Below are 15,551 nucleotides of genomic sequence, written 5' to 3'. Positions count from 1 at the left end.
AGTTCAACAACGGGACGAGACTGAAACCGCTTATTGAACCCACGTACAACGAGATCGACGTGCCGCAGCATCGAGGGAGATCGCGTCATGGCGGAGACGGCCACACAGCCGGGGGCAGGGACGGGCGGCCCGCTGCCGAAGGGGTTCCGGGGCGCCGAGCAGGGCTGGCCCGAGCTGCACCGCATCCCGCACCCGCCGCGCCGCCTGCCGCTCCTCGGCGACGTCCTCGGCGTCGACCGGCGCACCCCGCTCCAGGACTCGATGCGGATCGGCGGGCAGCTCGGCCCGATCTTCCGGCGCAAGGCGTTCGGCAACGAGTTCGTGTTCGTGGCGGGCGCCGAACCGGCCGCCGACATGGCCGACGAGTCGCGGTTCGCCAAGCACGTGGGACTCGGGGTGGCCAATCTCCGCCCGGTCGCCGGGGACGGCCTGTTCACGGCCTACAACCACGAGCCGAACTGGCAGCTGGCGCACGACGTGCTGGCCCCGGGCTTCAGCCGGGAGGCCATGGAGGGCTACCACGCGATGATGCTGGCGGTGGCCGGACGGCTCACCGACCACTGGGACCGGGAGCTGGCGGCCGGCCGCTGGGTGGACGTGCCCGGCGACATGACCAAGCTGACCCTGGAGACGATCGCCCGCACCGGGTTCGGCCACGACTTCGGCTCGTTCGAACGGGACCGGCCGCACCCCTTCGTGACCGCGATGATCGGCACGCTCACCTACGCGCAGCGCCTGAACAGCGTGCCAGGGCCGCTGGCCCCGCTGATGCTGCGGCAGGCCGCCCGGCGCAACGCCGCCGACATCGACCACCTCAACCGCACGGTCGACGGCCTGGTCGCCGAGCGGCGCAGGACCGGCCGCGGGGAAGGCGACCTGCTCGACCGGATGCTGGAGACCGCCCACCCGGAGACCGGGGAGCGGCTGTCCGCCGAGAACGTACGGCGGCAGGTGATCACCTTCCTGGTCGCCGGGCACGAGACCACCTCGGGCGCGCTCTCCTTCGCCCTGCACTACCTCGCCCTGCACCCGGAGATCGCCGCCCGGGCGGCCGCCGAGGTGGACCGCGTCTGGGGCGACACGCCCGCGCCGGGCTACGACCAGGTGGCCAGGCTCCGTTACGTGCGCCGGGTCCTCGACGAGTCGCTGCGGCTGTGGCCGACGGCTCCCGCCTTCGCCCGCGAGGCCCGTGAGGACACCGTGCTGGCCGGCGGGCACCCGATGCGCCGGGGCGCCTGGGCGCTGGTCCTGACGCCGATGCTGCACCGGGACCCCGGGGTGTGGGGCCCGGACGCGGAGAGCTTCGACCCGGACCGGTTCGAGGCGAAGGCGGCACGCGGCCGGGCCCCGCACACCTTCAAGCCCTTCGGCACCGGCGCACGCGCCTGCATCGGCCGCCAGTTCGCGCTGCACGAGGCCACCCTGGTCCTCGGCCTGCTGCTGCGCCGCTACGGCCTCGGCGCCGACCCGGACTACCGGCTGCGGGTGACCGAGCGGCTCACGCTGATGCCGGACGGCCTGCGGCTGCGGCTGGAGCGGCGCACCCCCGCCCCGGCGCCGGTGACCGTGCCGGAGGCGCCCGCGTCAGAGGGCGGCGGCTGTCCAGTGCACCGGGCGGGTGACTGACGCCGGCAGGCGCGTCCCCGCGTTGCCCCGGGCCGCGTCGAGCTGGGGCCGGGTCAGGAAGAAGGCGCCCGTGAGGTCCGCGTCGCGGAGGTCGGCGTCCCGCAGGTCGGCGCCGATCAGGTCCGCGTCCCGCAGATCGGCCCCGGTGAGGTCGGCGGCGATGAGGTAGGCGCCGCGCAGGCTCGCCCCGCGCAGGTCGGCGCCCCGCAGCCGGGCGCCCATCAGGTCGGCGCCCCGCCGGTCCTTCGTCCGGCCGCGCACCCCCGCCCGGACCAGCTCACTGGTCCGCAGGAACAGCACGTCGACCTCCCGGCGATGGGCGGCCACGTCCAGGGCGGCCAGCTCCTCCGGCGTCCCCAGAGCCAGTTCCTCGGTCCTGCGCAGCGCGGCGCGCAGATCGGCGTGGACCGGGCGGGCGGCGGCCAGGCCGAGGGCCTCCGTCAGGTACCAGAGCAGCTCGTGCAGCTGCCGTACGACCGGGAACGCGTCGAACATCCGGCGGGCGTCCGCGGCGGACCCGCCCCGCCAGTCCCGGCCGCCGAAGGTGACCTGCGAGACCCGCTGCCCGGCGCCGAAGCAGTCGTAGACCGTGCAGCCGTTGAACCCCTTCTGCCGCAGTTCGGCGTGGATGCCGCAGCCGTGGTCGCCGCCGAGGTTGGGGCAGGGCGTTCCGGCGGGCTTGGCGAAGGCGAAGTCCGCCGACGCGGCGAACGGCAGGGCGACACAGCAGAGCCCGAAACAACGGGCGCAGTCCCCGCTCAACCGGGCCCGTTCGGATATCTGTTCTGGCACCCGGTCAGCCTACTGACCGGCGAGGACCTCCTCGTCCGAATTTCTCAGCCGGGCCGCGTCCGCCCCCGGCGGCCGGCCGAACTGCCGCCGGTACTCGCGGCTGAACTGGGAGGCGCTGTCGTAGCCGACCGCGTACCCCACGTCGGACACGTCGTCGGTGCTGCTCATCAGGCGCAGCCGGGCCTCCTGGAGCCGGATGTGCTTCTGGTACTGGATCGGGGTCATCGCGGTGACCGCGCGGAAGTGCCGGTGGAACGGGGAGGCGCTCATCCCGGAGAGCCGGGCCAGGTCGTCGACGCGCAGGGCGTCGGTGTAGTGCGCGCGGATGTGGCGGACGGCCCGCCCGATCTGGGTGAGCCTGCTGTCGGCGAGCCCGATCTGCCGGACCAGCGTGCCCTGCTCGCCGTTGATCAGCCGCCACAGGATCTCCCGCTCGATCATCGGGGCGAGCACCGGGATGTCGGCGGGCCGGTCGAGCAGCCGGACCATCCGCTGGGCGGCGTCGAGCAGGTCGGCGGGCGCCTCGCCGACCGCGAGCGCGGGCAGACCGGTACGGCGGCGCGCCCCGCCCGCGTGCGGGTCGGTGCCGGTCTCCAGGAGCAGCGCCGCGATGCGCGCGGGCCGCAGCCGGAACCCGAACCCCAGGAACGGCGTCTCGCGGCTCGCCCGGGTGCACTGCCCGCTGACCGGCAGGTCGACCGAGACGACCAGGTACTGGCCCACCTCGTAGTCGTAGATCCGGCCGCCCAGCGTGAGCCGTTTGGCGCCCTGGGCGACCAGGGCGAGGACGGGGTCCGCGATGCCCGAGCGCGGCCCGGTGGGCCGTTCGGCGCGGGTCAGCAGGAGGCCGTCGATCGCGGGGACGGCGTCGGCGTCGCGCGGGGCGTGCCGGTCGATCAGGGAGCGCAGTTCGTCGAGGGACACGCTCCCGATTGAAACGCCGGCCGGGGACGGCCGCAATGCCCTCCCCCGGAAACCCGGCAGGATCGTGCAAGCCGACGACGCGATCGCCCTAACGTTCCCCCAGCTCAGCCTGGTTTGCTCAAGGAGTCGGAATCCCCACGCGTCTTCCACGGAGCATTTCATGGCACTCGACTCGTACGTCGGTCTCGGCCGGTCCGGACTCAAGGTGAGCCCCTTCTGCCTCGGCGCGATGAACTTCGGCGAGGACGGCGGCTTCGGCTGCTCGGTCGAGGAGTCGGAGAAGATCATCCAGACCTATCTCGACCTCGGCGGCAACTTCGTCGACACCGCGAACTTCTACACCAACGGCCACTCCGAGGCGATCCTCGGCGACTTCCTCGCCGCCCGCCCGGGCCGCCGCGACCGCCTGGTGCTGGCCACCAAGTTCTTCGGCAACCTGCACCTGGGCGACCCCAACGGCGGCGGCGCCGGCCGCAAGGCGATCGTCGGCCAGCTGGAGGACTCGCTGCGCCGGCTGCGCACCGACTACGTCGACCTGTACTGGCTGCACAACCACGACCGGTCCACGCCCGTCGAGGAGACCCTGCGCACCCTGGACGACCTGGTGACGGCCGGCAAGATCCGGTACGTCGGCTTCTCCGACACCCCGGCGTGGTTCACCGCCAAGGCCCACACCACGGCCCTGCTGCGCGGCTGGACCCCGGTGACCGCGCTGCAGATGGAGTACTCGCTGCTGGAGCGCACCATCGAGGGCGAGCTGATCCCGCTCGCGCAGGACGCCGGGATGGGGATGCTGCCCTGGTCCCCGCTCAAGAGCGGCTTCCTCTCCGGGAAGTACCGCAGGGACCGGCCCGCACCGGCCGAGGCGAAGCGGGCGGCCGTCCTCGGACAGCCGACCGAGGAGCAGTTCACCGTGATCGAGACGCTCGCCGCGGTCGCCGGGGAGACCGGCGCGAGCCCGGCCGCCGTGGCCCTCTCCTGGGTGCAGAACCGCCCCGGCGTCACCTCCACCCTGATCGGCCCGCGCACCCACGCCCACCTGGAGGCCGACGTCGCCGCCCTCGACGTCCGCCTGACACCGGAGCAGACGGCCCGGCTCGACGAGGTGTCCGCCCCGGCCCTCGGCTTCCCCCACGACCTCAACCAACGGGTCGGCGCCATGCTCAAGTACGCGGGCGCCACGGTCGACGGGGTGCCGAGCGCGGCGTACCCGTCTCTGCTGGCGAGCACCGCCCGCTACTGACCGGGGCCCTGGTGAATCAGCCTTCGTCCGCCGTGAAGTCGAGGCGGTCGAGGCGGCCCAGACGCTCGGGGTCGGCCAGGATGTACATCCCGGTGATCCGGCCGTCGGCGACGGTGACCGCCATGACGGAGAGCGGGCGGCCCTCGGGCGCGGTGACCATGCCGACGGTGCCGTTGACCAGGGCGAGTCGTGCCGCGTCCGCGAACTGCCGGAAGGTGAGGGCCTGTTCGGCCACCGTCCGCGCGCCGCGCAGCACCTTGGAGGCGGCGGCGCCGCGCACCAGCGCGCCCGAGTCGACGCGCAGCACCACGTCCGGGTGGAGCAGCGCGACCAGCGCCTCGAAGTCACCGCCCCGGGAGGCGGCCAGGAAGGCGTCGAGGACCTGGCGCTGTCGGCCCAGGTCCGGGTCGGCCGACGGGACGGCACCCCGGACCCGGCGGCGGGCCCGGCTGGCCAGCTGGCGGGTGGCCGCCGGAGTGCGCTCCACGACCGGCGCGATGTCGTCGAAGGGGATCGCGAACAGGTCGTGCAGGACGAACGCCAGCCGTTCGGCGGGCTCCAGCGTCTCCAGGACGATGAGGAGGGCGAGCCCGACGGAGTCCGCCTCCAGCGCCTCCTGTTCCGGGTCGATGCCCGTCAGCGGTCTGATCACCGGGTCCGGGACGAAGGTCTCGTCGATCGGCTGCTCGCGGCGCGCCGCGCGGGAGCGGAGCATGTCGAGGCAGACCCGGCCGACCACCGTGGTCAGCCAGCCGCCCAGGTTCCTGATCTCGTCCGGGTCCGTGCGCCCCAGCCTGAGCCAGGCCTCCTGGACGGCGTCGTCGGCCTCGGTGAGCGAGCCGAGCATCCGGTAGGCCACCGCGCGCAGTTGGCCGCGGTGTTCCTGGAAGCGGCCGGCCAGCAGTTCCGTGTCCATGGTCATGTCCCCCGTGTCCCCCGTTCGTCCACGGCCGCAGACTATGCGGACCTGCCGCGCCCGCGACGTCTTCTGCCGGCGGGGGTCACACCTCGTCGCGGACGAGCGCGAGGAGCCGGTCCAGGACCCGGGGGGCGCCGACGCGCAGCCCGTCGTGCTCGAACTCGTCGGTGACCCAGGTGCGCAGGCCCTTCACGGCCCGGGCGGTCGCCAGCGAGTGCCCGGCGTCGACGTACATGTCGTCGTGGTAGACGACGGCGGCGACCGGGACCTCGTTGGCGGCCAGCCGCGCCGGGTCGTACAGGGGCTGCCAGTCGGTGCGGGCGGCGAGCAGGTCGGCCGCCGCCTTCAGGGGCCGCAGGGCCGGGTCGGTCTCGAACATCCAGGGGTGCACGGTCTCCCCTGTGAACAGCACCGGGGCGTCGCCCGCGAGCGACTTGGCCGCGTCGAACTGCGGGAACTCGGCACGGACCCGCTCGGCCGCCCAGGCGGTGGGGCGGGCGTCCTGGCCGTAGGTCGGCTCGTGGACCAGGGCGTACAGCGGGTTGCTCGCGTACGACAGCAGGCCCTGGACCTGCTCCTGGAAGGCGTCGGAGAGTTCGAGGCCGGAGGAGGTGCGGACGAAGGCGTCCTCCAGGAGGAAGTGCAGGCGGTGGCTGCCGTCGCCGGTGCCCAGCATCAGGCCGAGGGACTGGAAGGCCTCGACGGTGAGCCGGTAGCCGTTCGGCAGCAGGGTCTCGTGCTCCAGGAGGTGCTCGGCGATCCGCCGGGTCCGCTCGACGTCCTGCGGGTAGCGGTCGTAGTGCGCCCTGACCTTGCGCTCGATGCGCGGGTAGGCGGCGCGGTAGACGTCGTCGGCGTGTGCGTCCAGGGAGGGCAGGCCGCCGGTGATCACGGAGGTCTTGAGGCCCTCGGGGAAGAACGACAGGTAGGTGACCGTGCAGAAGCCGCCGAAGCTCTGGCCGAGCGTCGTCCAGGGGGTGCCGCCGGTGACCTGCGGGCGGATCGCCTCGCAGTCCCGGACGATCGAGTCGGCGCGGAAGTGGGCGAGGTGGTCGGCCTGGGCGGCCGGGCCGCCGCGGAGCGGGAGCGTCTGCCGGTTGACCGGGGTGGAGCGGCCGGTGCCGCGCTGGTCGAGGAGCAGGACGCGGTAGTCGTCCAGGGCCCGGTCGAGCCAGGCCTGCCGCCCGACGAAACGATTCGCCCCGAATCCGGGACCACCCTGCAGGTACAGCAGCCAGGGCAGCTCCTTGCCGGCCTTGTCGCTCGCGACCGCCTCCCGGGCGTACAACTCGATGGTCTCACCGTCCGGGTCCGCGTGGTCGAGGGGGACGGTGAAGCGGCGGTCGGTGAGGACGACGCCGGGCTGGCGGTAGCTGAGGCTCAACGGTTCTCCCGGGACGGACGGACGGTCGCGTCCCAGTTCAGCACACGTCCCGGGCGGATCCGCCCCCGGGATCATGAAATCGTTACTGAATAACCGATCAGCGGCCGGCGAGGCTGGAGCGGCGCACCACCAGTTCCGGCTGGAGCACCACCCGGCGGTGCTCGTGCGCCGACTGTCCGTCCCGCTCCTCGGTCTCCTCCAGGAGGAGGTCCGCGGCCATGGCCCCCATGGTGACGGCGGGCTGGCGGACCGAGGTCAGCGGTACGGCGGCAGCGGCGGCGAACTCGATGTCGTCATAGCCGACGATCGCGAGGTCGTCAGGGACGACCACCCCGGCCGCGTACATGGCCTGGAGGACGCCCAGGGCGAGGAGGTCGTTGGCGCAGAACACGGCGGTGGGCCGGTCGGCGAGGCCGAGCAGACGGGCGCCCGCGTCCCGCCCGGCGGCCACGTCGAGCCGCTCGGTCGGCAGCTCGCGCAGCGCGTCGGGACCGAGCCCGGCCTCGGCGAGGGCGTTCAGGGCGCCGGTGCGGCGGTCACGGACCTGGTTGAACCCGGGCGGCCCGCTGACGTACGCGATCGAGCGGTGCCCGGCGTCGACCAGGTGGCGCACGGCCAGCGCCCCGCCCGCCACGTCGTCGACGCTGACCGAGCACTCCGTGGTGCCCTCGGCGACCCGGTCGACCAGCACGAAGGGGATGCCGTGCCGGCGGAAGGTCTCGATGTTGCGGCCGGTGGCGTCCGCCGGGGTCAGCAGGACGCCCCGCACCCGCTGCTCGGCGAAGAGCGAGAGGTACTCGGCCTCCTCGCCGGCGTTCTGCGCGCTGTTGCAGACCATCACCCCGAGCCCGGCGTCCCGGGCCGCCCGCTCGGCGCCCCGGGCCACGTCCACGAAGAAGGGGTTGCCCATGTCGAGGACGAGCAGGCCCATGATCCGGCTGCGGCCCGCGCGCAACTGACGCGCGGACTCGCTGCGGACGTAGCCGAGCCGGTCGATCGCCGACTGCACCCGGGCCCGGGTCTCGCCGGCGACGGTGTCCGGGCGGTTGATGACGTTCGAGACGGTGCCCACCGAGACTCCGGCGGCGCGGGCGACGTCCTTGATACCCACCGACTGGGCCATCGGTCGAGACCTCCAGGAAACATGGACGGCGCCTTCACAGCACGGAAGGGCCCATCGGGAAGGACTTCACATTACGGCATGACTCGCACACCGGTCCGGGTCAGCCGGGCAGCGCGAAGTCGACGACATGGAGCGCGGAGGGGGTCGTACCGCTCGACGTCTCCTGGTACATGAACGACAGCACGTTGTCAGCCCTGACCCGCAGTTCGTCGACGACGACCTCGCCGAAGGCGTTCAGGTCGGCGCCGTCGTACAGCAACGCCCAGTCGGAGTAACCGGAGGCCTTGGACGCCCCGGCGATCCGGCCGTGGGGAAGGACGGCGTAGGCGTTGTCGTACCCGTCCAGGACCAGCTTGGTGCGCTGGCTGGAGTTCAGGGCGACCGGGATCTCGGTCTTCTGCCAGGTGCCGGCGGAGTTCTTGCGGAGGTGGAAGGCGCGGCCGTTGGCGGTGCGGTCGGCGACGTAGTCGGTGGTGCACTGGCCGAAGCGGCCGGGGACATAGCTGATGATCGCGTGCGGGAGGCCGGCGGAGTCGGTCCACTGGCTCTCCTGGTTCATCAGGGAGTGGTCCGGGTTGAGCGAGTCGACGACCAACCCGGAGTCGGTGACCGCGACGGTGTCCGCGCTGCCGGTGGTGGCGACCAGGGCGCCGGCGTCGTTGCGCCAGGTACGGCCCCGGTCCGTGGAGTAGACGTAGCCGGTGTCGTGGTTGGTGATGCCGCCGCTGTTGCACATCACGGACGCCGACTGCTCGCGCCAGGTGAAGAAGGCGTGCAGCCGCCCGTCGACGTCGTAGTCGATTCCGTGCAGGTACATGTTGCGGGCGGTCGACGAACCGTGCGTGCTCGTGTACGTCCCGGTGGAGCTGCTCCACTCCCCCAGCGCGGTCCAGCTCGAACCGTCGTACTCCGCGAGGGCGTTGCGGCCGTTCCCGGAGATCCCCACCCGGTAGCCGAGCTGGAGCTTCCCCTCGGGTGTGGCGATGAACTGCGGGTAGGTGAACTGCGAGGTGAGCGCCAGCCCGTCGAGCGAGGTCTGTACGGCGCCGAAGACGCCCGAAGTCCAGGCCGTGGAACCGGGGTTGTCGAGCAGCCCGGCGACCGACTTCACGTAGAAGAAGCCGTCGCTGTGCGAGTCCATGTTGATGTGCAGCCGCCCGTCGACCTTCGAGACGCCCATGGAGATGACGTTGTGCGAGTCGCTGGACTTCAGCTGGTGGGCGAGGGTGACGGTCGACCAGGACGAGCCGCCGAGCACCCGGCGCCCGATCACCGCGGCGCCGGTCGAGGTGTACCAGCCGGCGTACTGGTAGCCCTGGTATGTGAACAGGCCGTTCTTCTGGAAGGAGTTGTTGTTGACCAGGCCGTCGTAGGAGACGAAGTAGATGGCCTGGGCGTCGAGTTGCGTGGCCTGCTGCTTGTTCACCGAAGGTCCGGGGTCGGCCGCGCGGGCGGTGCCGGCGGCAAGGGCGGGGGTGGCCACGGCGCCGAGGAGGGCGGCCCCCAGCACGGTACGTCTTTTCACGAGCGGCTCCTGTCGTGATTCAGGCGAGGTGTCGTGTTCAGGCGAGGTGGAACACTTCGGTGAGCGGTTTCATCGCTTCGTCGGGGCGGGCGCCGTCGAGGGATTCGAAGAAGGGGCCCATCTCGGCCTGCCAGCGGGCGTTGACCTCGGTGGCCTCCATGCCGGCGAGGGCGGCGTCGAAGTCCTCGGTCTCCAGGTAGCCCACCAGCAGGCCGTCGTCGCGCAGGAAGAGCGAGTAGTTGTGCCAGCCGGTGGCGGAGAGCGCTTCGCGCATCTCCGGCCACACGGCGGCATGGCGTTCGCGGTACTCGGCGAGCCGGTCCTGCCGGACCTTGAGGAGGAAACAGACGCGCTGCATAAGTACCGCTCTCCTGCTGGGAGTCGAATGCTCTAGAAGTTGAACTGGTCGATGTTCTTCGCGTCGAACACGGTCGGCTTGCCGAGGTTGATCACGCCGTCCTTGCCGATGGTGTACGTGGTGTCGCCGACCTTGAAGGTCTCGCCCTCCTTGCCGGTGATCTGCCCGGAGGCGAGCGCGACGGCGGTGCGGGCGGCGAGGTCGCCGAGCTTCGCCGGGTCCCACAGCTCGAAGGCGTCGACGGTGCCGTTCTTGACGTACTGGCGCATGTCGTTGGGCGTGCCGAGGCCGGTCAGCTTGACCTTGCCCTTGTACTTGGAGCCGGACAGGTACTGGGCGGCCGCCTTGATGCCGACGGTGGTCGGGGAGATGATCCCCTTCAGGTCCGGGTACTGCTGGAGCAGGCCCTGGGTCTGCTGGAAGGACTGCTGGGCGTCGTCGTTGCCGTAGGCGACCTTGACCAGCTTGACGTTCTTGTACTTCGGGTCCTTCAGCTCCTCCTTCATGAACCCGATCCAGGTGTTCTGGTTGGTCGCGGTCTGCGCGGCGCTCAGGATCGCGATCTCGCCCTTGTACCCGATCTGCTCGGCGAGCAGCTGCACCTCGGTACGGCCGAGGTCCTCGGCGCTGGCCTGCGAGACGAAGGCGTTGCGGCAGCCGGCGTTGGTGTCGGAGTCGTAGGTGACGACCTTGATCCCGCTGCTCATGGCCTGCTTCAGCGCGGTGCACAGGGCGCCGGGGTCCTGGGCGGACACGGCCATGGCGTTGACCTGCTGCTGGGTCAGGGTGTTGACGTAGCTGACCTGCCCGGAAGTGTCGGTCGCACTCGACGGCCCGACCTCCTTGTACTTGCTGCCCAGCTCGGTGAGCGCCTTCTCGCCGCCCTTGTCGGCGGAGGTGAAGTAGGGGTTGTTGACCTGCTTGGGCAGGAACCCGACGGTGAGGCCCTTCTTGAGCGCGGCGTTCGGGTCGGCCTTGGCGGTGGAGGTGGCGGCCGACGTCTCGTCACTGCCGGAGTTGTTCTTGGTGGTACCACCACAGGCGGTGGCGGAGAGGGCGAGGGAGGAAGCAGCAGCGACGGCCACGCAGACACGCCGGAGGGACGACTTACGCATGACGGGTTCCTTTGAAAGAAGGGTTCAGGTGAGCGCCCCTTCAGGGGCGCGGGGAACTGCGCGACCAGCCACATACGGCCCGCAGTGTTCAGACGGCCTTGGCCGCCCTGTGCCGTGCCAACGAGATCTGCCGGGCAACCCGAGGCCCAAGCACCGAGACGACAAGCAACACACCGGTCACGACAATCTGAGACTGCGCGGAGACATTGAGCAGGCTCATCACGTTCTGCAACGCCCCGAGCAGGAACACCCCGGCGATCGCGCCACCCAACGTCCCCTTGCCCCCGTCGAAGTCGATCCCCCCGAGCAACACGGCGGCGACAACGGAGAGTTCAAGCCCCGTCGCGTTGTCGTACCGCGCACTCGCGTAGTGCAGGGCCCAGAAGATCCCGGTGAGCGAGGCCATGAACCCGGTGGCGACGAACAGGACCAGCTTGTTGCGCTTGACGCGGATCCCCGCGAACCGCGCCGCCTCCTCGCTCGCCCCCACCGCGAACAGCGACCGCCCGAACGGCGTGGCGTGGAGGAGCACCACGGCGATCGCCAGCAGCACCAGGAACGGCAGGAACGCCCGCGGCAGGAACGTGTCGCCGAGCCGCCCCGCCGCGAAGTCCAGGTACTGCGTGGGGAAGTCGGTCACGGCATCCGAGCCGAGCACGATCTGCGCGATGCCCCGGTAGGCCGCGAGCGTGCCGATGGTGACGGCCAGCGACGGCAGCCCGAGCCGGGTCACCAGCAGCCCGTTGACCAGCCCGCACAGGACACCGAGCAGCAGGCACAACGGGATGATCGTCTCGATCGCCATCCCCTCGTTCCAGAGCCGGCCCATGACGGCGCCCGAGAGCCCGGCGGTCGACGCGACCGAGAGGTCGATCTCGCCGGCGACGACCAGCAGGGTCATGGGCAGCGCGATGAGCGCGATGGGAAGCGTGTTGCCGATCAGGAACGACAGGTTGAGCGAGTTCCCGAAGCCGTCGACGAAGCCGAACGACAGCAGCAGGAGGACGATCAGCAGCGCGCCGACGACCGTGTCCCAGCGGACCGCGCGGGTCAGGGAGTCAGGCATGGCGGGTGCTCCTCTTCTTCAGGGCGGTGGCCACCCGCAGCGCGACGATCCGGTCGACGGCGATGGCGAGCAGCAGCAGGAAGCCGTTGATGGCGAGGACCCACACGGAGCTGACCCCGAGGGCCGGCAGGACGCTGTTGACGGACGTCAGCAGCAGGGCGCCCAGCGCGGCGCCGTACACGCTCCCGGAGCCGCCGGTGAAGACGACGCCGCCGACGACCACGGCGCTCACGACGGTGAGTTCGTAGCCGGTGCCGGTGCCGGAGTCGACGTTCCCGAACCGGGCCAGGTACATCGCTCCGGCGAGGCCCGCGAGGGCGCCGCAGCAGGTGTACGCGGTGAGGATCCGCTTGCGGACCGGGATACCGGCCAGCCGGGCGGCCTCGGGGTTGGAGCCGAGGGCGTACAACTCCCGTCCGCTGCCGAAGTGTTTGAGGTAGTAGGCGGTGGCGACCAGGACCGCGAGGGCGATCAGGGCCAGCCAGGGGATCGCCGCCAGACCGCCGGAGCCGAAGTCGACGAAGGAGCCGGGGAGGTCGGCGGCGGTGATCTGCCGGGAGCCGACCCAGATGGAGTCGACGCCCCGGATGATGTACAGCGTGCCGAGGGTGACGACGAGCGCCGGGACCTGACCGAGGCTGACCAGCAGCCCGTTGAGCAGTCCGCAGCCGATGCCGAGGAGTACGGCGAGCAGGATCGCGACGACCGTGCTGCCGCCGCCGTGCAGGTAGTCGCCGGCGGCGAAGGCGGTGATGCCGAGGGTGGAGCCGACGGACAGGTCGACGTTCCTCGTGATCACCACCAGGGACTGGCCGGTGGCGACCAGCACCAGGATGGTGGCGTTGAGCAGCAGGTCCTTGATGCCCTGCTCGGAGAGGAACTCGCTGTTGCCGGCCTGGGTGACGGCGATCATCACCAGGAAGACGACGAGGATGGCGAGTTCGCGCATCTTGAAGACGCGGTCGACGAGCCGGGTCCCCGCGGACTCGGGCGTCTCGGCGACGGGGGTCTGTTCGGACGTGGTCACCGTCATGCGGCGGCCCTCCCCGTGGCTGCGGCCATCACGGTTTCCTCGCTGGCTTCGGAGCGCGGGATCTCGGCGGTGATCCGGCCCTCGTGCATCACCAGCACGCGGTCGGCCATGCCGAGGATCTCGGGCAGGTCGGAGGAGATCATCAGGACGGCGACCCCGTCGGCGGCCAACTCACCCAGGAGCCGGTGGACTTCGGCCTTCGTGCCGACGTCGATGCCGCGGGTCGGCTCGTCGACGATCAGCACCCGGGGCCCGGTCGCCAGCCACTTGGCGAGGACGACCTTCTGCTGGTTGCCGCCGGAGAGGGTGGAGACGGCGTCGGCGATCCTTGCGTACTTCACCTGGAGCCGGACCGCCCAGTCGAGGGAGCGGCTGCGTTCGGCGCCCCGGTCGACCAGGCCCGCTCTGACGGTCGTCCGCAGTCCGGTCAGGCCGATGTTCCGCTCGATGGACATGTCCATCACGAGGCCCTGGGCGCGCCGGTCCTCGGGGACGAGGGCGAGGCCGGCGGACATCGCGACGGAGGGTGCGCCGTTGGTCAGTCTCCGTCCCCTGACCTCGACTTCGCCGGCGTCCCAGCGGTCGACGCCGAAGACGGCGCGGGCGACCTCGGTGCGGCCGGCGCCGACCAGACCGGCGAGGCCGACGATCTCACCCGACCTGACCTCGAAGGAGACGTCCGTGAAGACGCCCTCGCGGGTCAGCCGCCGTACGCTCAGCGCGACTTCGCCGGGGCTGACGTCCTGCTTGGGATACAACTCGTCCAGGTCGCGGCCGACCATCCGGCGCACCAGGTCGTCCTCGGTCATGCCCTCGACGAGCTCGCTGGAGATCCAGGCGCCGTCCCGGAGGGTGGTGACGCGCCGGCAGATCTGGAAGATCTCCTCCAGGCGGTGCGAGATGAACAGCACGGCGGCGCCCTGGTCGCGCAGGGTGCGGACCACGCCGAAGAGGCGGGCCACCTCGCTGCCGGTGAGGGCGGCCGTCGGCTCGTCCATGATCAGGACCCGGGCGTCGAAGGAGAGCGCCTTGGCGATCTCCACGATCTGCTGGTCGGCGATGGACAGGCCGCGGGCGGGGCGGTCGGGGTCGAGGGCGACACCGAGCCGCTTCATCAGGGCGGCGGTGGCCGCGCGGGTGGCCTTGTGGTCGATCCGGCCGAGCGCGCGCCGGGGTTGCCGGCCCATGAAGATGTTCTCGGCGATCGACAGGTCGGGAAAGAGCGTGGGCTCCTGGTAGATCACGGCGATTCCGGCGTCGCGGGCGTCGCCGGGGCCGTGGAAGACGACGGGCCCGCCGTCGAGCAGCACCTGCCCGGTGTCCGGTCGGTGCACTCCGGCGAGGGTCTTGATCAGCGTCGACTTGCCCGCGCCGTTCTCCCCGGCGAGGGCGTGCACCTCGCCGGGGAACAGCTCCAGGGAGACGTCCCGCAGGGCGCGCACGGCACCGAAGGACTTGGAGACGTCCTTCAGCGCCAGCACCGGGGCCGGTCCCGTGTCGGACGGGTGGGTCATGGGGGCTCCTCGACGACACCGGCGAGCCGGTGGGCACCGGACCTCACGGCGTCGTGAAAGGTTTCAACTGGATTGCCGGGACCGTAGGCACCACGGGCATGTCACGTCAATGGGTCCGTGTCGAAAAAATTTCGATAGCCTAAGGTCACGGCGGAGTCACGGAAAACAGGGTTGACCGGAGAGCTTGACACCCCCTCGACGGACTCATACTTTGCCGTTCTGAATCGTTTCATCATTCACTCCGGGAGCCCCTAAGTGACCGACCTCGTCGCGGTGAAGGCCGCGCTGAAGACCCAGGCCGTCGAGACGCCGTCGTGGGCGTACGGAAACTCGGGGACCCGTTTCAAGGTGTTCGCCCAGCAGGGCGTGCCGCGCTCGCCGAAGGAGAAGCTGGACGACGCGGCGCAGGTCCACGCGGTGACCGGGGTGGCGCCGACGGTGGCGCTGCACATCCCCTGGGACAGGATGGACGGCGCCGACGGATACGCGGACCTGGCCAAGCACGCCGAGGAGCGCGGGCTGCGGCTGGGGGCGATCAACTCCAACACGTTCCAGGACGACGACTACAAGCTGGGCAGCATCTGCCACCCGGACGCGGCGGTGCGCCGAAAGGCCGTCGGTCATCTCCTCGAGTGCGTCGACATCATGGACGCGACGGGGTCGAAGGACCTGAAGCTGTGGTTCGCCGACGGCACGAACTATCCCGGCCAGGACGACATCCGCTCCCGGCAGGACCGGCTGGCGGAGGGGCTGGCCGAGGTGTACGCGCGCCTCGGCGAGGGGCAGCGGATGCTGCTGGAGTACAAGCTCTTCGAGCCGGCCTTCTACACGACGGACGTGCCGGACTGGGGGACGGCCTACGCCCACTGCCTGAAGCTGGGGCCGAAGGCGCAGGTCGTGGTGGACACCGGCCACCACGCGCCGGGCAC

At 71.2% G+C, this 15,551-nt stretch carries 14 protein-coding genes; 3 read left to right on the top strand and 11 right to left on the bottom strand.

All coding sequences use genetic code 11. The features are described 5' to 3' along the window. Window positions 1–87 precede the first annotated feature (87 nt). Window positions 88–1,626, top strand: coding sequence for a cytochrome P450 (locus ACGF5O_RS30740; RefSeq protein WP_393813147.1), 1,539 nt, complete (start codon window positions 88–90; stop codon window positions 1,624–1,626). Here the strand turns inward: ACGF5O_RS30740 and ACGF5O_RS30735 are convergent. Next, the gene (locus ACGF5O_RS30735) at window positions 1,585–2,418 is read right to left on the bottom strand and encodes a pentapeptide repeat-containing protein (RefSeq protein WP_393813146.1); all 834 of its coding nucleotides are present in this window, start codon (window positions 2,416–2,418) and stop codon (window positions 1,585–1,587) included. The two genes, ACGF5O_RS30740 and ACGF5O_RS30735, sit on opposite strands and share 42 nt — an antisense overlap. Window positions 2,419–2,427: 9 nt before the next feature. Further along, window positions 2,428–3,342: an AraC family transcriptional regulator N-terminal domain-containing protein gene (locus ACGF5O_RS30730; protein WP_393813145.1), complete on the bottom strand. Its 915-nt coding sequence runs from the start codon at window positions 3,340–3,342 to the stop codon at window positions 2,428–2,430. Window positions 3,343–3,502: 160 nt separating this feature from the next. Between ACGF5O_RS30730 and ACGF5O_RS30725 the strand changes: the two genes are divergently transcribed. Beyond that, a complete protein-coding gene (locus ACGF5O_RS30725) occupies window positions 3,503–4,585 on the top strand; it encodes an aldo/keto reductase (RefSeq protein WP_393813144.1) in 1,083 nt (360 codons plus the stop codon). Window positions 4,586–4,601: 16 nt separating this feature from the next. Here the strand turns inward: ACGF5O_RS30725 and sigJ are convergent, their stop codons facing one another. The 9 genes from sigJ to ACGF5O_RS30680 all read right to left on the bottom strand — a co-directional run bounded on the left by sigJ (window position 4,602) and on the right by ACGF5O_RS30680 (window position 14,622). Beyond that, window positions 4,602–5,507, bottom strand: coding sequence for an RNA polymerase sigma factor SigJ (gene sigJ, locus ACGF5O_RS30720; protein ID WP_393813143.1), 906 nt, complete (start codon window positions 5,505–5,507; stop codon window positions 4,602–4,604). A 79-nt stretch (window positions 5,508–5,586) separates the two neighbouring features. Next, window positions 5,587–6,888, bottom strand: a complete 1,302-nt coding sequence (locus ACGF5O_RS30715; RefSeq protein ID WP_393813142.1) for an alpha/beta fold hydrolase — start codon at window positions 6,886–6,888, stop codon at window positions 5,587–5,589. Window positions 6,889–6,985: 97 nt separating this feature from the next. Beyond that, entirely contained in the window at window positions 6,986–8,011 is a 1,026-nt protein-coding gene (locus ACGF5O_RS30710) for a LacI family DNA-binding transcriptional regulator (protein WP_362595260.1), read from the bottom strand. Between the two features lie 100 nt (window positions 8,012–8,111). After that, complete coding sequence (locus ACGF5O_RS30705) at window positions 8,112–9,536, bottom strand: BNR repeat-containing protein (protein WP_393813141.1); 1,425 nt, start codon at window positions 9,534–9,536, stop codon at window positions 8,112–8,114. Window positions 9,537–9,573: 37 nt separating this feature from the next. Then, a complete protein-coding gene (locus ACGF5O_RS30700; protein WP_393813140.1) occupies window positions 9,574–9,894 on the bottom strand; it encodes an L-rhamnose mutarotase in 321 nt (106 codons plus the stop codon). A gap of 32 nt (window positions 9,895–9,926) precedes the next feature. Continuing rightward, entirely contained in the window at window positions 9,927–11,009 is a 1,083-nt protein-coding gene (gene rhaS / locus ACGF5O_RS30695) for a rhamnose ABC transporter substrate-binding protein (RefSeq protein WP_393813139.1), read from the bottom strand. Between the two features lie 88 nt (window positions 11,010–11,097). Beyond that, entirely contained in the window at window positions 11,098–12,075 is a 978-nt protein-coding gene (locus ACGF5O_RS30690; protein WP_393813138.1) for an ABC transporter permease, read from the bottom strand. Next, window positions 12,068–13,108 (bottom strand): ABC transporter permease, encoded by a 1,041-nt coding sequence (locus ACGF5O_RS30685; RefSeq protein WP_393813137.1) that lies wholly within the window; start codon window positions 13,106–13,108, stop codon window positions 12,068–12,070. Before ACGF5O_RS30685 ends, ACGF5O_RS30690 begins: the two co-directional genes overlap by 8 nt. Further along, complete coding sequence (locus tag ACGF5O_RS30680; protein WP_393813136.1) at window positions 13,105–14,622, bottom strand: sugar ABC transporter ATP-binding protein; 1,518 nt, start codon at window positions 14,620–14,622, stop codon at window positions 13,105–13,107. The genes ACGF5O_RS30685 and ACGF5O_RS30680 overlap by 4 nt, the downstream gene beginning before the upstream one ends. 255 nt (window positions 14,623–14,877) lie before the next feature. Here ACGF5O_RS30680 and ACGF5O_RS30675 point away from each other — a divergent pair. Beyond that, the coding region (locus tag ACGF5O_RS30675; protein ID WP_393813135.1) for a TIM barrel protein at window positions 14,878–15,551 on the top strand (674 nt) is incomplete at its 3' end.

Source organism: Streptomyces sp. NPDC048291 (assembly GCF_043201715.1).
Classification (GTDB): Bacteria; Actinomycetota; Actinomycetes; order Streptomycetales; family Streptomycetaceae; genus Streptomyces.
The sequence above is the reverse complement of the archived record's forward strand: the minus strand, read 5'-3'. Positions and strand labels throughout refer to the sequence as shown.